At 66.7% G+C, this 14,458-nt stretch carries 11 protein-coding genes; 5 read left to right on the forward strand and 6 right to left on the reverse strand.

The window, feature by feature from the left end; translation table 11 throughout:
- Nucleotides 1-2 precede the first annotated feature (2 nt).
- From nirB to E7V67_001275, 4 genes are read left to right on the forward strand one after another with little or no spacing between them, the layout of a single operon-like run.
- Entirely contained in the window at nt 3-2,522 is a 2,520-nt protein-coding gene (gene nirB, locus E7V67_001260; protein ID WUR13760.1) for a nitrite reductase large subunit NirB, read from the forward strand.
- Nucleotides 2,523-2,533: 11 nt separating this feature from the next.
- Nucleotides 2,534-2,884: a nitrite reductase small subunit NirD gene (nirD, locus tag E7V67_001265; GenBank protein ID WUR13761.1), complete on the forward strand. Its 351-nt coding sequence runs from the start codon at nt 2,534-2,536 to the stop codon at nt 2,882-2,884.
- A gap of 10 nt (nt 2,885-2,894) precedes the next feature.
- Nucleotides 2,895-4,103 (forward strand): FAD-dependent oxidoreductase, encoded by a 1,209-nt coding sequence (locus E7V67_001270; GenBank protein ID WUR13762.1) that lies wholly within the window; start codon nt 2,895-2,897, stop codon nt 4,101-4,103.
- Nucleotides 4,104-4,113: 10 nt separating this feature from the next.
- On the forward strand, nt 4,114-6,798 hold the full coding sequence (locus E7V67_001275; GenBank protein WUR13763.1) for a molybdopterin-dependent oxidoreductase: 2,685 nt from the start codon (nt 4,114-4,116) through the stop codon (nt 6,796-6,798).
- Between the two features lie 87 nt (nt 6,799-6,885).
- On the opposite strand, the gene E7V67_001280 is transcribed toward E7V67_001275, so the two are convergent.
- From E7V67_001280 to E7V67_001305, 6 genes are all read right to left on the reverse strand, one after another.
- Nucleotides 6,886-7,014, reverse strand: coding sequence for a hypothetical protein (locus tag E7V67_001280; GenBank protein ID WUR13764.1), 129 nt, complete (start codon nt 7,012-7,014; stop codon nt 6,886-6,888).
- Between the two features lie 121 nt (nt 7,015-7,135).
- On the reverse strand, nt 7,136-8,260 hold the full coding sequence (gene ugpC / locus E7V67_001285; GenBank protein ID WUR13765.1) for a sn-glycerol-3-phosphate ABC transporter ATP-binding protein UgpC: 1,125 nt from the start codon (nt 8,258-8,260) through the stop codon (nt 7,136-7,138).
- A 26-nt stretch (nt 8,261-8,286) separates the two neighbouring features.
- Nucleotides 8,287-9,165, reverse strand: coding sequence for a carbohydrate ABC transporter permease (locus tag E7V67_001290; protein WUR13766.1), 879 nt, complete (start codon nt 9,163-9,165; stop codon nt 8,287-8,289).
- Nucleotides 9,155-10,150, reverse strand: coding sequence for a sugar ABC transporter permease (locus E7V67_001295; protein ID WUR13767.1), 996 nt, complete (start codon nt 10,148-10,150; stop codon nt 9,155-9,157). Before E7V67_001295 ends, E7V67_001290 begins: the two co-directional genes overlap by 11 nt.
- Before the next feature lie 148 nt (nt 10,151-10,298).
- A complete protein-coding gene (locus E7V67_001300; protein WUR13768.1) occupies nt 10,299-11,537 on the reverse strand; it encodes an ABC transporter substrate-binding protein in 1,239 nt (412 codons plus the stop codon).
- A 29-nt stretch (nt 11,538-11,566) separates the two neighbouring features.
- A complete protein-coding gene (locus tag E7V67_001305) occupies nt 11,567-12,835 on the reverse strand; it encodes a carbohydrate porin (GenBank protein ID WUR13769.1) in 1,269 nt (422 codons plus the stop codon).
- Between the two features lie 384 nt (nt 12,836-13,219).
- Here E7V67_001305 and E7V67_001310 point away from each other — a divergent pair, with 384 nt between their 5' ends.
- Nucleotides 13,220-14,455 carry an ABC transporter substrate-binding protein gene (locus tag E7V67_001310; protein ID WUR13770.1) on the forward strand — a complete coding sequence of 412 codons (1,236 nt, stop codon included), beginning with the start codon at nt 13,220-13,222 and terminating at the stop codon, nt 14,453-14,455.
- Nucleotides 14,456-14,458 lie beyond the last annotated feature (3 nt).

Raw genomic sequence — 14,458 nt, forward strand, 5'->3', positions numbered from 1 at the left:
GCATGAAGATCGTCGTCATCGGCCACGGTATGGTGGGCCACAAATTCCTGGAATGCCTGGCCGAGCAGCATGTCCATGCCCAGGTCACCATCCTGTGCGAAGAACCCCGTCCGGCCTACGACCGCGTGCACCTGTCGGAATTTTTCGCCGGGAAGAGCGCGGACGAGCTGTCGCTGGTCAAGCCGGGCTTCTTCGACCGTGACGACATGGTGCTGCAGCTGAACGCCCGCGCCACGGCGATCGACCTGGCGACGAAAACCGTCACCGCCAGCACCGGCGAGGTGCTGGCCTACGACAAGCTGGTGCTGGCGACGGGTTCGTATCCGTTCGTGCCGCCGCTGCCGGGCAAGGACCGCAAGGACTGCTTCGTCTACCGCACCATCGAGGACCTGGAGGCGATGCTGGAAGCGGGCGCCCGCGTGAAATCCGGCGTCGTGATCGGCGGCGGCCTGCTGGGTCTCGAATGCGCCAAGGCGCTGCGCGACATGAATTTGGCCACCCATGTGGTCGAATTCGCGCCGCGTCTGATGGCGGTGCAGGTGGACGACGGCGGCGGCCGCGTGCTGCGCGCCCGCATCGAAGAGCTGGGCGTGACGGTCCACACCGGCAAGAACACCTTGCAGATCGTCGACGGCGAGGAAGGCGCGCACCGCATGGAATTCGCCGACGGCACCCACCTGGACGTCGACATGATCGTGTTCTCGGCCGGCATCCGCCCGCGCGACGAACTGGCGCGCAGCGCCGGGCTGGCGGTTGGCCCGCGCGGCGGCATCGCCATCGACAATACCTGCCGCACCTCCGATCCCGACGTGTATGCGATCGGCGAGTGCGCGCTGTGGAACGGCCAGGTGTTCGGCCTGGTGGCGCCGGGCTACGACATGGCGCGCGTGGCGGCGAAACACATGCTGGGTCAGGCGGCCGAGTTCACCGGCGCGGACATGAGCACGAAGCTCAAACTGATGGGCGTGGACGTGGCCAGCATCGGCGACCCGCACGCGAAGGAGGAGGGCGCGCGCAGCTACCAGTTCAGCGACGAGCGCAAGCAGATCTACAAGAAGCTGGTCGTGTCCAGCTGCGGCAAATACCTGCTGGGCGGCGTGATGGTGGGCGATGCCTCCGAATACGGCACGCTGCTGCAGATGATGCTCAACAAGATGGAGCTGCCGGAGTCGCCCGAGTTCCTGATCCTGCCGCAGGCGGACGGCAAGGCCAAGGTGGGCCTGGGTGTGGACGCGCTGCCGGCCGGCGCGCAGATCTGCTCCTGCAACGACGTGTCGAAAGGGGCGCTGTGCGAGGCCGTCGGCGGCGGCGCCACGTCGATCGGCGCGCTCAAGAAATGCACTGGCGCCGGCACGGCCTGCGGCGGCTGCGTGCCGCTCGTCACGCAGATCATGAAGGCGGAAATGAAGAAGCTGGGCATGGACGTCAACAACCATGTCTGCGAGCACTTCGCGCATTCGCGCCAGGAGCTGTTCCACCTGGTGCGCGTGGGCGGGATCAAATCGTTCGACGACCTGATCGCGCGTCACGGCAAGGGCCTGGGCTGCGACATCTGCAAGCCGCTGGCCGCAAATATCTTCGCCACCTGCTGGAACGACTTCGTGCTGAAGAAGGAGCACGCCGGCCTGCAGGACTCGAACGACTACTTCCTCGGCAATATCCAGAAGGACGGCACCTATTCGGTCGTGCCACGGATGCCCGGCGGCGAAGTCACGCCGGACGGCCTGATCGCCGTGGGCCAGGTGGCGAAGAAGTATGGCCTGTATACCAAGATCACGGGTGGCCAGCGCGTCGACCTGTTCGGCGCCCGCGTCGATCAACTGCCGGCGATCTGGGAAGAGCTGATCGCCGCCGGCTTCGAGACCGGCCACGCCTACGGCAAGTCGCTGCGCACGGTGAAGTCGTGCGTGGGCTCGACCTGGTGCCGCTACGGCGTGGACGACAGCGTGGGCCTGGCGATCGAGCTGGAGAACCGCTACAAGGGCCTGCGCACGCCGCACAAGATCAAGTTCGGCGTGTCGGGCTGCACCCGCGAGTGCGCCGAGGCGCAGGGCAAGGACGTCGGCATCATCGCCACCGAGAAGGGCTGGAACCTGTACGTGTGCGGCAACGGCGGCATGAAGCCGCGGCATGCCGAGCTGCTGGCCTCCGACCTGGACAAGGCTACGCTGGTGCAGTACATCGACCGCTTCCTGATGTTCTACAGCCGCACCGCGGACCGCCTGCAGCGCACCAGCACGTGGCGCGAGAACCTGGAGGGCGGCCTGGATTACCTGAAGCAGGTCGTCATCGACGACAAACTGGGCGTGGCCGCCGAGCTGGAAGCGGACATGCAGCGCGTGGTCGACACCTATGCGTGCGAGTGGAAGGAAGCCGTCAACAACCCGGAAACGCGCAAGCGCTTCCGCACCTTCGTCAACAGCGAAGCGCCGGACGACAACGTCGTCTTCATGGAAGAGCGCGGCCAGATCCGTCCGGCCACGGTCGAGGAACGCAAACGTATCCCCATCAAAGTCGCCTGAGGAGAATTGTCATGAAACGTGAAAATGTAGCCGCCAGCTGGACCGCCGTGTGCGGCGTCGACGACATCGTGCCGAACACCGGCGTGGCCGCACTGCTGAACGGCGAGCAGGTCGCGGTGTTCCGCTTGCAGGATGGCCGGGAGCCGCGCGTGTTCGCCATCGGGAACTACGATCCGAATGCGCAGGCCGGCGTGCTGTCGCGCGGCCTGGTGGGCAACCTGGGTGAGCGCATCGTCGTCGCCTCGCCGCTGTACAAGCACCACTTCGACCTGCAGACGGGCGAATGCCTGGAAGCGCCCGAGAACTCCGTTCCGACCTGGCCGGCCCGCATCGATGGCGGCAAGGTCTGGGTGGGCGCCTGAGGACGCACCGATGAAACCCGCGCTGGTCGTCATCGGCAACGGCATGGCCGGCATGCGCACGGTGGAAGAGCTGCTGGCGCTGGCGCCGGGCATGTACGACATCACCGTGTTCGGCGCCGAACCGCACGGCAACTACAACCGCATCCTGCTCTCGCCCGTGCTGGCCGGCGAGAAGACGGTGGACGACATCATGCTCAACACGCGCGAGTGGTATGCCGAGAACGGCATCACGCTGCACGCCGGTGATCCGGTCGAGCACATCGACCGCCGCCGCCGCGTCGTGCGGGCCCGCTCGGGGCTGGAAGTACGCTACGACCGTTTGCTGCTGGCGACCGGCTCGAAGCCCTTCATCATTCCGGTGCCGGGCCACCAGCTGCCGGGCGTACTGGCGTTTCGCGACATCGGCGACGTAGAGGACATGCTGGCCGCGGCGCGCGACCACCGCCACGCCGTTGTCATCGGCGGCGGCCTGCTGGGACTGGAGGCCGCCAATGGCCTGATGCGGCAGGGGATGGAGGTCACCGTGGTGCACGTGACGGATGCCTTGATGAACCAGCAGCTCGACAAGCCGGCCGCCAAGCTGCTGCAGGCGGCGCTGGAGAAGCGCGGCATGCGCTTCCTGCTCGATGCGCAGACCAGCGCAATCACCGGCACCGAACGCGTCACCGGCGTGCGCTTCCAGGACGGCAGCGAGATCCCGGCCGACCTGGTCGTGATGACGGCCGGCGTGCGTCCCAACATCGCGCTGGCGCAGGCGGCCGGCCTGCACTGCGAGCGCGCCATCGTGGTGGACGACACGCTGCAGACCTACGACCCGCGCGTGTACGCGGTGGGCGAATGCGTGCAGCACCGCCGCGCCACCTTCGGCCTGGTCGCGCCGATCTGGGAGCAGGCCAAGGTGTGCGCCGCGCACCTGGCCGGCACCGGCCACCGGCGCTACGTCCAGCAGGCCGCGCCCACGCGCCTGAAAGTCACCGGCATCGACGTCTATTCGGTGGGCGACTTCATCGGCGGCGAGGGCAGCGAGGACCTGGTGCTGCGCGATGCGCGGCGCGGCGTCTACAAGCGCCTCGTCCTCGACGGCGGCCGCCTGGCCGGCGCCGTGCTGTATGGCGACGTGCAGGACGGCCCGTGGTATTTCGACCTGATCCAGAAGGGCGGGGACGTCTCCGCACTGCGCCATCATTTGCTGTTCGGCCCCGTGCCGCAGGCAGCCTGAAAGCCTAGCCATGAATTTGTCCCAGGAACACCTGTCCGTTCGTACCACCTGCCCCTACTGCGGCGTCGGCTGCGGCGTGCGCGCCACGCCCCAGGGCGCGCAGCAGGCCACCATTGCCGGCGACACGGCCCATCCGTCGAACGCCGGCCGTCTGTGCGTGAAAGGTTCGGCGCTGGGCGAGACGCTGGGACTGGAAGGTCGGCTGCTGCACCCGCACGTGCGCGAGAACGGCGCGCTGCGCCAGGTGAGCTGGGATGCGGCGCTGGACCAGGTGGCGGCGCAATGGCGCGCCATCGTGGCCGAGCACGGGCCGGACGCGGTGGCGTTCTACGTCTCCGGCCAGCTGCTGACGGAGGACTACTACGTCGCCAACAAGCTGATGAAGGGCTACGTCGGCAGCGCCAATATCGACACCAACTCGCGTCTTTGCATGTCGTCCGCCGTGGCGGGCCACAAGCGCGCCTTCGGCGAGGACATCGTGCCGGTCTCGTATGACGACCTGGAACTGGCCGACATGATCGTGCTGGTGGGCTCGAACCTGGCCTGGTGCCACCCGATCCTGTTCCAGCGCATCAGCAAGGCCAAGGAAGCGCGCCCGGACCTGAAGATCGTCGTGATCGACCCGCGCCGCACGGCCACCTGCGAGCTGGCCGACCTGCACCTGCCGATCAAACCGGGTACCGACGTGTGGCTGTTCAACGGCCTGTTGACCTACCTGCACGGCATCGGCGCCGTCGCACCGGACTTCATTGCCGCGCATACCAACGGCTACGAGGCGGCGCTGGCCGCCGCGCAGCTGACGCCGGAGCAGGTCGCGCAGGCGTGCCGGCTGAACGTGGCCGACGTGCTGGCGTTCTACGAAGCGTTTGCCGCCACCGCGAAGGTGATCACGGGCTTCTCGATGGGTGTCAACCAGTCCACCGCCGGCACCGACAAGGTCAACGCCATCATCAACTGCCACCTGATCGGCGGGCGCATCGGCAAGCCGGGCGCCGGCCCGTTCTCGATCACAGGCCAGCCCAATGCAATGGGCGGGCGCGAGGTGGGCGGCCTGGCCAACATGCTGGCGGCGCACCTGGACCTGGACAATGCCGCGCACCGCGCCGCCGTGCGCGCGTTCTGGCAGTCCCCGACGATCGCCGAAAAGCCGGGCCTGAAGGCGGTCGACCTGTTCCAGGCCATCGAGGCCGGCAAGGTGAAGGCGGTGTGGATCGTCGCCACCAACCCGGCCGTCAGCCTGCCCGACGCGGAGCAGGTGCGGCGCGCGCTGGGCAAGTGCGAACTGGTCGTCGTCTCGGACGTGGTGCGCGACACCGACACCAACGCGCTGGCGCACGTGCTGCTGCCGGCGCTGGCATGGGGCGAGAAGGACGGCACGGTGACGAACTCCGAACGCCGCATCTCGCGCCAGCGTGCCTTCCTGCCGGCGCCGGGCGAGGCCCGCGCCGACTGGCAGATCCTGGCGCAGTTCGCCCGGCGCCTCGGCTATGCCGGCTTCGATTACGCTGGCGTGCACGAGATCTTCGACGAGCATGCTCGCTTGTCCGCGTGGTGCAATACGCCGGACGAGCTGCCGCGCCTGTTCGACATCGGCGACCTGGCGGGGCTCGACCGCGCCGCGTATGACGCGCTGGCGCCGGTGCGCTGGCCGGCCGGCCGGGACGTCTTCGCGGACGGCCGTTTTTCCCATCCCGACGGGCGCGCGCGTTTCGTCGCCACGCCGCCGCGCCTGCCGGCGAACAAGGTGGACGGCGAGTTCCCGCTGATCCTGAACACGGGCCGCCTGCGCGACCAGTGGCACACGATGACGCGCACCGGCCGCGCACCCCGGCTGGCCGAGCACACGCCGGAGCCCTTCGTCGACCTGCATCCACAGGACGCGCTGCTGTGCGGCGTGCGCGAAGGCGAGCTGGCGCGGATCGGCTCGAGCTGGGGCAGCATGGTGGCGCGCGTGCGCCATGGCGGCGGCATCGCGCGCGGCAGCGTGTTCATCCCGATCCACTGGAACGGCCAGACGTCCTCCGACGCGCGCGTGGGCGCGCTGGTCAATCCCGTCGTCGATCCCGTCTCGGGCGAACCGGAGTTCAAGCACACGCCGGTGATGGTGGACCGCTTCCCCGTGCAGTGGCACGGCTTCGTGCTGAGCCGCACGGCGCTCGACCTGGAGCAAGTGGCTTACTGGACCAGGGCGCAGGGCGCGGGTTTCAACCGCTACGAGCTGGCGGGGCGCAACCGCATCGGCGACTTCGGCGCCTGGGCACGGGAACTGCTGGGCGTGACGGACGAGGATGCGGACTGGCTGGAGTACAGCGACCGCAGCGCCGGCGTGTTTCGCGCCGTGCACCTGCTGGACGACCGCATCGTGCAATGCGTGTTCGTGTCGCCGCGACCCGACCTGCCGGAGCGTGCCTGGCTGGCCAGCCTGTTCGCCAGCGAGCGCGTGTCGGACAGCGAGCGTGCCGGCATGCTGGCGGGCCGGCCGCTGCGCCAGGGCGCGGACGCCGGCGCCACGGTGTGCTCGTGCTTCGGCGTGGGCCGCAATACGATCTGCAACGCGATCCGTGAAAAGGATTTGACGACGCCAGCCCAGGTGACGGCCTGCGTCAAGGCGGGCGGCAACTGCGGCTCATGCGTGCCCGAGATCCGGCAACTGATCGCCGTGGTGCGGGCCGAGGCGGCCGAGGCGACGGAATAAAAAAATTGCCAAAAATCGGGGACAGTCCCCGATTTTGGCAATATTGCTTCAAAAATGGGGTCTGTCCCCATTTTTACGGCAACTCGGTCAGAGCAACTCGCCGGCGCCGTCTTCGCTTTCCTTTTTCGGGCCCTTGAGGGCTGCGGAACCGAGGTTGAGCGCCGTTTCGGCCAGGGAGAAGGCTTGCGGCAGTGCTGCGAGGAGGGGGAATGGCATGGTGGATCTCCTGAAAGGTGAGCTGTGAACAGCCCGGTTGGTGGAGTCCATGGGTCGTACCCTGCGCCAGTAAAGTTCCGGGACAGGCGCTGATGCGTTGATCGGCGCCTGTCCCGAGACATCAAGCGATGCGCAACTCGCTCTGCGGATCGAAGAACACCGCCTTCGACAGGTCGAACGCCAGCTTGACGTCGCCACCCGGCTGCGCGTTGGCGCGCGGGTGCGTACGGCACGTCATCCGGGTGCCGTTGAACCAGCTGAACACCAGCGTGTCCGGCCCGGTCGGCTCCGTGATCTCGACACGGCAGTCCACTTCGGTCGGGTGATAGGCCGCATCGGCGCTGGCGCGGCGCGCGCTGTCCGCGTCCGTCACGTGTTCCGGGCGGATGCCGAGGATGACTTCCTTGCCCAGCCACTGGCGCAGCGCCGGCGAAGGTGCCGGTACCGGCAGCAGCGTGGTGCGGTCGCCGTGCTCCAGCGCGAACGACAGGCCGTGCTCGGCGACGAGGCGGCCGCGCAGGAAATTCATCGACGGCGAACCGATGAAACCGGCCACGTACAGGTTGGCCGGATGGTCGTAGATCTCCTGCGGGCTGCCGAACTGCTGCACCACGCCGTCGCGCATGACGGCGATGCGGTCGCCCAGCGTCATTGCCTCGATCTGGTCGTGCGTGACGTAGACGATGGTGGCGCCCAGGCGCTGGTGCAGCAGCTTGATCTCGGCGCGCATCTCCACGCGCAGCTTGGCGTCCAGGTTCGACAGCGGCTCGTCGAACAGGAACAGCGCCGGGTCGCGCGCGATGGCGCGGCCCATCGCCACGCGCTGGCGCTGGCCGCCCGACAGCATGGCCGGCTTGCGGTCCAGCAGGTGGGTCATCTGCAGCGTCTCGGCCACGCGGTTGACGATCTGCTCCTGCTCCGCCTTCGGCACCTTGCGGATGCCGAGGCCAAACGAGATGTTCTCGCGCACCGTCATGGTCGGGTACAGCGCGTAGGACTGGAACACCATCGCGATGTCGCGCTCCTTCGGCGGCACGTGGTTGACCACGCGCTCGCCGATGCGGATTTCGCCTTCCGTCACGGTTTCCAGGCCGGCGATCATGTTGAGCAGGGTGGACTTGCCGCAGCCGGAACCGCCCACCAGGATCAGGAACTGGCCGTCCTCGATGTCGAGGTCGATGCCCTTCAGGATGTCGGCGCCGTTCGGATAGACCTTGCGCACGTTACGGATCGATAAACTTGCCATTTTTTGTCTCCAGTCAGCCGAAGGAATCAGCCTTTAACCGCGCCAGCCGTCAGGCCGCGCACGAAGTATTTGCCCGCGATGAGGTAGATCGCCAGGGTCGGCAGGGCCGCGATGATGGCGGCCGCCATGTTGACGTTGTATTCGGTCACGCCGGTGGACGTGTTGACCAGGTTGTTCAGCGCCACCGTGACGGGTTGCGCGTCGGCGCCGCCGAACACCACGCCGAACAGGAAGTCGTTCCAGATCTGCGTGAACTGCCAGATGAAGCAGACCATGAAGATGGGCAGCGACAGCGGGAAGATGATGCGGCGGTAGATCGTGAAGAAACCGGCGCCGTCGATGCGGGCCGCGTTCACCAGTTCGTCCGGTACCGTCACATAGTAGTTACGGAAGAACAGCGTGGTGAAGGCGATGCCGTAGATGATGTGCACCACCACCAGCCCCGTCGTGGTATTGGCCAGGTCGGCCATGCCCAACAGGCGCGCCATCGGCAGGATCACGACCTGGAACGGAATGAAGCAGCCCACCATCAGCGCGGTAAACACCACGTTGTGGCCGGGGAAGCGCCAGTGCGCCAGCACGTAGCCGTTCAGGGACCCGATCAGGCTGGAGATCAGCACGGCCGGGATGACCATCTGGACGGAATTCCAGAAGTAGGGCGCCAGTCCTTCGCAGCGCACGCCGGTGCACGCGCTCGACCAGGCCTTGGCCCACGCGGCAGTGGTGGGCGAGAGCGGGAAGTCCAGCAGGTTGCCTTCGCGGATCTGGTCCAGCGTCTTGACGGACGTAGTCAGCATCACGTACAGCGGCGCCAGGTAGTACAGCGCCACCAGCACCAGCAGGGTGTAGATGAGGATGCGGCCCGGCGTGACGCGGCCGCCTTCCAGTTGCATGTCAGCGGCCATGGCGCGCTCCTTTCGTTTCCAGATACATCAGCGGCACCAGCACGGCCAGCACGGTGGCCAGCATCATCATCGCGGACGCCGCGCCCAGGCCCAGCTGGCCGCGCGTGAACGAGAACTGGTACATGAAGATCGCCGGCACGTCCGACGAGGTGCCGGGGCCGCCGGCCGTCAGTGCCATCACCAGGTCGAAGCTCTTGATGGCGATGTGCGAGAGCACCAGCAGCACGCTGAAGAACACCGGGCGCAGCGACGGGATCACGATGCGGCGGTAGATCGTCGGCAGGCTGGCGCCGTCGACCATGGCGGCCTTGATGATGCTGTCGTCCACGCCGCGCAGGCCGGCCAGGAACAGGGCCATGACGAAGCCGGAGGACTGCCACACGCCGGCGATCACCACGGTGTAGATGGCCATGTCCGGATCGACCAGCCAGTCGAAGGTGAAATTGCTGAAGCCCCAGTCGTGCATCATCTTTTCCAGGCCCAGCCCGGGATTCAAGATCCACTTCCAGGCGGCGCCGGTGACGATGAACGACAGCGCCATCGGATACAGGTAAATGGCGCGCAGCGCGCCTTCGTGGCGGATGCGCTGATCCAGCAGGATCGCCATCGTCAACCCGATGGCCAGGCAGAACAGGATGAACAGGCCGCCGAAGATGCCCAGGTTGGCGGCGGCGACCCACCAGCGCTCCAGGTCGAACAGGCGTTCGTACTGGCCGAAGCCGGCGAACTCGAAGTTCGGCATCATGCGCGATTCGGTCAGCGACAGGTAGGCCGTCAGGCCGATGAAGCCGTAGACGAACACCAGCGAGATGACGATGGTGGGGGACAGCACGAGGCGCGGCAGCCAGGCATCGGCCAGCGCGCCGAGGCGGCTGCTGGGACGTGCGGGCGGCTTGGCGCTGCTGTCGTTGGCGGCGGGGTTGCCGGCAACGGGGGCCGCGGGCGCGTGCGGGCGCCTGGCCGAGAACAGCGGTGTAACGGACATGGGATTCTCCGGAAAGCGCAAGGCAAGGGACTGCTGCGGCCGCGACAGCGCGCGGCCGTGGTACATCGACAGTCGGGCTCATGTCTCACTGCGGAGACTCCACCGCGGCGACTGACCCCGCAGTGGGACACGGCCTCGACTGAGGTGCTTACATCGTTTTCGCGGCTTTGGCGAGCGCCTGGGCGGCGGCCTGCGGCGTCATGTTGCTGTTCATGAAGCGGGCGATGACGTCCTGGATGGCGCCGGCCTTGGCGGTGTTGACGGCCATGCCGTGCGCCAGCGACGGCACCAGGGCGCCGGCCTTGCTGGTGGCGGCCATGTCGTCCATCGACTTCTGCGCGCAGCTGTCGAACTTGTCGCGCGGCACGCCGGTGCGGACCGGGATCGAGCCCTTGTTCAGGTTGAACGTTTCCTGGAAGGCCGGGCTCAGCACGGCGTTGGCCAGGGTCAGCTGGGCCTTCTGCTGCTCCGGGTCCTTGACCTTGAACATGGCCAGCGAGTCGATGTTGAACGTGAAGGCCTTGTCCGTGCCCGGCGCGGCCACGCACAGGAAGTCCTTGCCCGGCACCTTGCCGGCCGCCGTGAACTCGCCCTTGGCCCAGTCGCCCATGAACTGCATGCCGGCCTTGCCGTTGATGACCATCGCGGTGGCCAGGTTCCAGTCACGGCCGGCCGCGTCCTTGTCGATGTAGGTCTTCATGCGCGCCAGCGTCTCGAAGCTCTTGATCATCGTCGGGCTGGTCAGGCTGGCCTGGTCCAGCTGCACCAGGGCCTTCTTGTAGAACTCCGCGCCGCCGGTGCCCAGCACGACCGATTCGAACAAGGTGGCGTCCTGCCATGGCTGGCCGCCATGGGCCAGCGCGACCAGGCCGGCCTTCTTGATCTTGTCGGCCGCGTCGAAGAATTCGGCGAAGCTGGTCGGCGCCTTGGCGCCGGCTTTCGCCAGCACGGCAGGGTTGACCCACAGCCAGTTCACGCGGTGCACGTTGACCGGCACCGCCACGTAGTGGCCCTTGTACTTCATGACGTTGGTGACGACCGCCGGCACGCTGGCGTCCCACTTGCCTTCGACGGCAGCCTGGTCGATATTGGCCAGCACGCCTTCCTGGCCCCATTCCTGGATCGACGGACCCTTGATCTGGGCGGCGGTCGGCGGGCTGCCGGCCATCACGCGCGCCTTCAGCGCGGTGGCTGCGTTCTCACCGGCGCCACCGGCGACGGCGAAGTCCTTCCACGCCACGCCTTTCGACTCCATGATCTTTTTCAGCTCGGCCGCCGAGCGGGCTTCGCCGCCGGAGGTCCAGTAGTGCAGCACTTCGACTTGCGGCGCGGCTTGCGCCGCGGTGCCGGCCAGGGCCAGCAGCGATACGAGGGCTTTCAGTTTCATGTCATGTCTCCTTGTGTGTTCTTACCCGATTACCACCAGGCTTCCACTTGCACGCCGTACGAGAAACCGCTGGTGTCCTTGCCGTACACCGGGCCGCCGTTGTTGAAGGCGTTGACCAGCGGCGTGGCGGCGTCGTTCCATTTGCCGTAGGTGGCGAACAGGCGCAGCTCTGGGCGCGACCAGAAATCGCGCGACAGGGCGATGGTCGGTGCGATCGTCAGCTTGGTCAGGCGCGCCGTGCCCGGGATCGTGTCGGACTTGAGACGGCTCACGCCCAGTTCACCCTGCAGCTTGAAGTTGTCGGTGAAAGCATACGACGGACGGCCACCGATGGTGGTCCAGGTCGTGTCGCCGGCCGTGCCGTTCTTGTCGCGCTGGTACAGGGCAATCAAGGATACGCCGAAGTCGCGCGTCGGCTGCAGGTACAGTTCGTCGAACACGCGCACGCGCTTGTAGTCCGAACCCAGCAGCGTGCTGCCCGAGCCGCCCATGCGGTCGCAGCACTGGCCGCCGATGCCGGTGCCCGGACCGACGCCGTACTGCAGGCCGAATTTGTTGTTGCCGCCCAGGACGTTCTTCTGGTGGTGGAACATCGACACTTGCCAGCCGTTGTGGGTGGTGTCGTCGTTGCCCTCGGCGGTGATCAACGTGGCGGCGATATCGATGGTGCCGCCCGGATTGACCGGCAGGTCTTCGTACAGGATGTTCTGGCGCGAAGCGGAGGTCGAATCGGTCACGCGGCCGGAAACCGGATCGACGTTGTTCAAGTCGTTATCCTTGAAGAACGCGTAGCTGATCTTGCCGGGGCCCAGCGGGAAGCGGTCGATACCGGCGCCGGTGCCGTTCAGGTTGATGTACTGCAGGTCCAGGATGTGGATGTCGGGACGCAGGTAGTGGCGCTTGCCGGCCCACGCCGTACCGCCGTTCAGGAACGGCAGGCCGCGTGCCTCGATATAGGCCTTGGTCACTTCGAGGTCGGCGTCGCCGAAGTCGGAGCTGTTCTTGTAGGCGGTGCCCCAGACGGTGGCGACGAAGCTGACGCCGTTGTCGGCCTTCGCCACTTCCTTGGTGTAACCCAGTTCGGTGAAGCTGTCGCACTCGTTACCGAGGCGATAGGTCATCGACACGCCGCCGAGGCCGTAGCAGCTCTGGCTGCCGCCGTGGTTGCTGTTGCCGACGCCGGCACGGACGTAGCCGTGGAAACCTTCGATATCGCGTTCAGCGGCGCCAGCGGCGCCGCAGGCAAAGGCCAGCGCCATGGCGGCTGCCATGGGCTTGAAGAGGGGATTGCAGGTCATGCTGTCTCCAGGTGTTTAGTTTGTTTAATTCTTGATATGGCGTACCGGATAGCACAGTAGCATTCGAGAAAATGTGATTCCAGCACGCTTGCCAGAGTGCATCGATTAGCGGTAAGTTGCTGATTCTTATGAAATTCTTAATTCCAGAACAAGCTGCCTGCTCATATAAAATTACACAACAGTATGAAACGTGCACCGGCCTTGCAACATTTCGCAACAAATCCACATATAAGCTTGCAAAATGTGTCCGATAGTTACCATGATCTGAGGAAAACTTTGGGTTATAGTCCACACTCGGCGCGGAGCCGACCTATATATAGAAGCGCTGCCCGCAGGCGGCCCGGAGCGATGACGGAGACCAGGCAACACACTGTTCGCAAGGCCATGGCGGCCCTGTGCCTTGCCGCGTGCGCGTGCACGGCGGTGCCGGCGCGCGCCCAGACCCTGCAGGTGCTGCACTGGTGGAAGTCCGCCAGCGAGCGCAAGGCCGTGGACCTGGTGGCGCAGCGCCTGGGGGAGCAGCAAGTGGGCTGGCACGACAGCATGGTGCCCAGCGGCTCCGGCGTCGGCGCCGGCATCGTGCTGCGCAGCCGCATGCTGGCCAAGGATGCGCCCGAGGTGGCGCAACTGAACGGCAGCGTGATCCGCGACTGGGCGCGCCTGCACCTGCTGCTGGAGCTGGACACGGTGGCCGCCGCCGGCAACTGGAAACAGCTGCTGCTGCCGGCCGTCGCCAGCACGATCGAATATGACGGCCATGTCTACGCCGCGCCGCTTGGCGTCCACCGCATCAATACGCTGTTCTATAACCGTAAGGTGCTGCAGCGTCTCGGCCTGCCGGTACCGGCCACGTGGAGCGAGTTCGAACAGGTCGCGGCGAAGCTGCAGCGCGCCGGGATTGTGCCGCTGGCGCAAAGCAGCGAACCGTGGCAGGTGACCACGCTGTTCGAGACGATGGTGCTGGCGGAGGGCGTGGACCTGTATCGCGGGCTGTTCCAGCGGCGCGACACGGCCGCCTACAGCGACCCGCGCCTGGCGACGGCTTTGCTGCGGCTGCGCGCGACCAAGCGCTGGATGGGCCGGCCGATCCAGGAACGCAAATGGGCCGACGGCGTGGTCGACGTGGCGGACGGCCGTGCCGCGATGATGGTGATGGGCGACTGGGCCAAGGGCGAGCTGATCGAGCGCGGCCTGGCGGTGGACGTCGACTTCGGCTGCGCTGCCGCCCCGGGCACGGCGCGCTATCACCTGTACAACGTCGACACCCTGAGCATGCTGGGCACCCGCCCGGAAGCCCGGGCCGCGCAGGAAAAGCTCGCGGCGCTGGCGCTCTCGCCCGCGGTGCAGGCCGACTACAACCGGATCAAGGGATCGATTCCGGTCTTGCGCCAGCCGGCGCTCGCCAAGATGGACGCCTGCGCGCGCGCTTCCTGGACGCTGTTCAACAGCGGTGCGGCGGCGCAGGTTCCGAGCCTGGTGCACCGCATGGCTACCGACGAGATGGTGCGCGACGCCATCGTCACCGAGGTGCACCGCTTCTTCCTCGACGACAGTATCCCCGTGGCGGATACCCAGCGCAGGCTGGGCACCATCGCCCGTACCTTCATCAAGACCAAATAAATG

Source organism: [Empedobacter] haloabium (assembly GCA_008011715.2).
GTDB lineage: Bacteria > Pseudomonadota > Gammaproteobacteria > Burkholderiales > Burkholderiaceae_D > Rugamonas > Rugamonas haloabia.

Excerpts from the sequence above, each read along its gene's own strand:
- nirB (WUR13760.1), top strand. The coding sequence starts at position 3 with ATGAAGATCGTCGTCATCGGCCACGGTATGGTGGGCCACAAATTCCTG.
- nirD (WUR13761.1), top strand. The coding sequence starts at position 2,534 with ATGAAACGTGAAAATGTAGCCGCCAGCTGGACCGCCGTGTGCGGCGTC.
- E7V67_001270 (WUR13762.1), top strand. The coding sequence starts at position 2,895 with ATGAAACCCGCGCTGGTCGTCATCGGCAACGGCATGGCCGGCATGCGC.
- E7V67_001275 (WUR13763.1), top strand. The coding sequence starts at position 4,114 with ATGAATTTGTCCCAGGAACACCTGTCCGTTCGTACCACCTGCCCCTAC.
- E7V67_001280 (WUR13764.1), bottom strand. The coding sequence starts at position 7,014 with ATGCCATTCCCCCTCCTCGCAGCACTGCCGCAAGCCTTCTCCCTGGCC.
- ugpC (WUR13765.1), bottom strand. The coding sequence starts at position 8,260 with ATGGCAAGTTTATCGATCCGTAACGTGCGCAAGGTCTATCCGAACGGC.
- E7V67_001290 (WUR13766.1), bottom strand. The coding sequence starts at position 9,165 with ATGGCCGCTGACATGCAACTGGAAGGCGGCCGCGTCACGCCGGGCCGC.
- E7V67_001295 (WUR13767.1), bottom strand. The coding sequence starts at position 10,150 with ATGTCCGTTACACCGCTGTTCTCGGCCAGGCGCCCGCACGCGCCCGCG.
- E7V67_001300 (WUR13768.1), bottom strand. The coding sequence starts at position 11,537 with ATGAAACTGAAAGCCCTCGTATCGCTGCTGGCCCTGGCCGGCACCGCG.
- E7V67_001305 (WUR13769.1), bottom strand. The coding sequence starts at position 12,835 with ATGACCTGCAATCCCCTCTTCAAGCCCATGGCAGCCGCCATGGCGCTG.
- E7V67_001310 (WUR13770.1), top strand. The coding sequence starts at position 13,220 with ATGGCGGCCCTGTGCCTTGCCGCGTGCGCGTGCACGGCGGTGCCGGCG.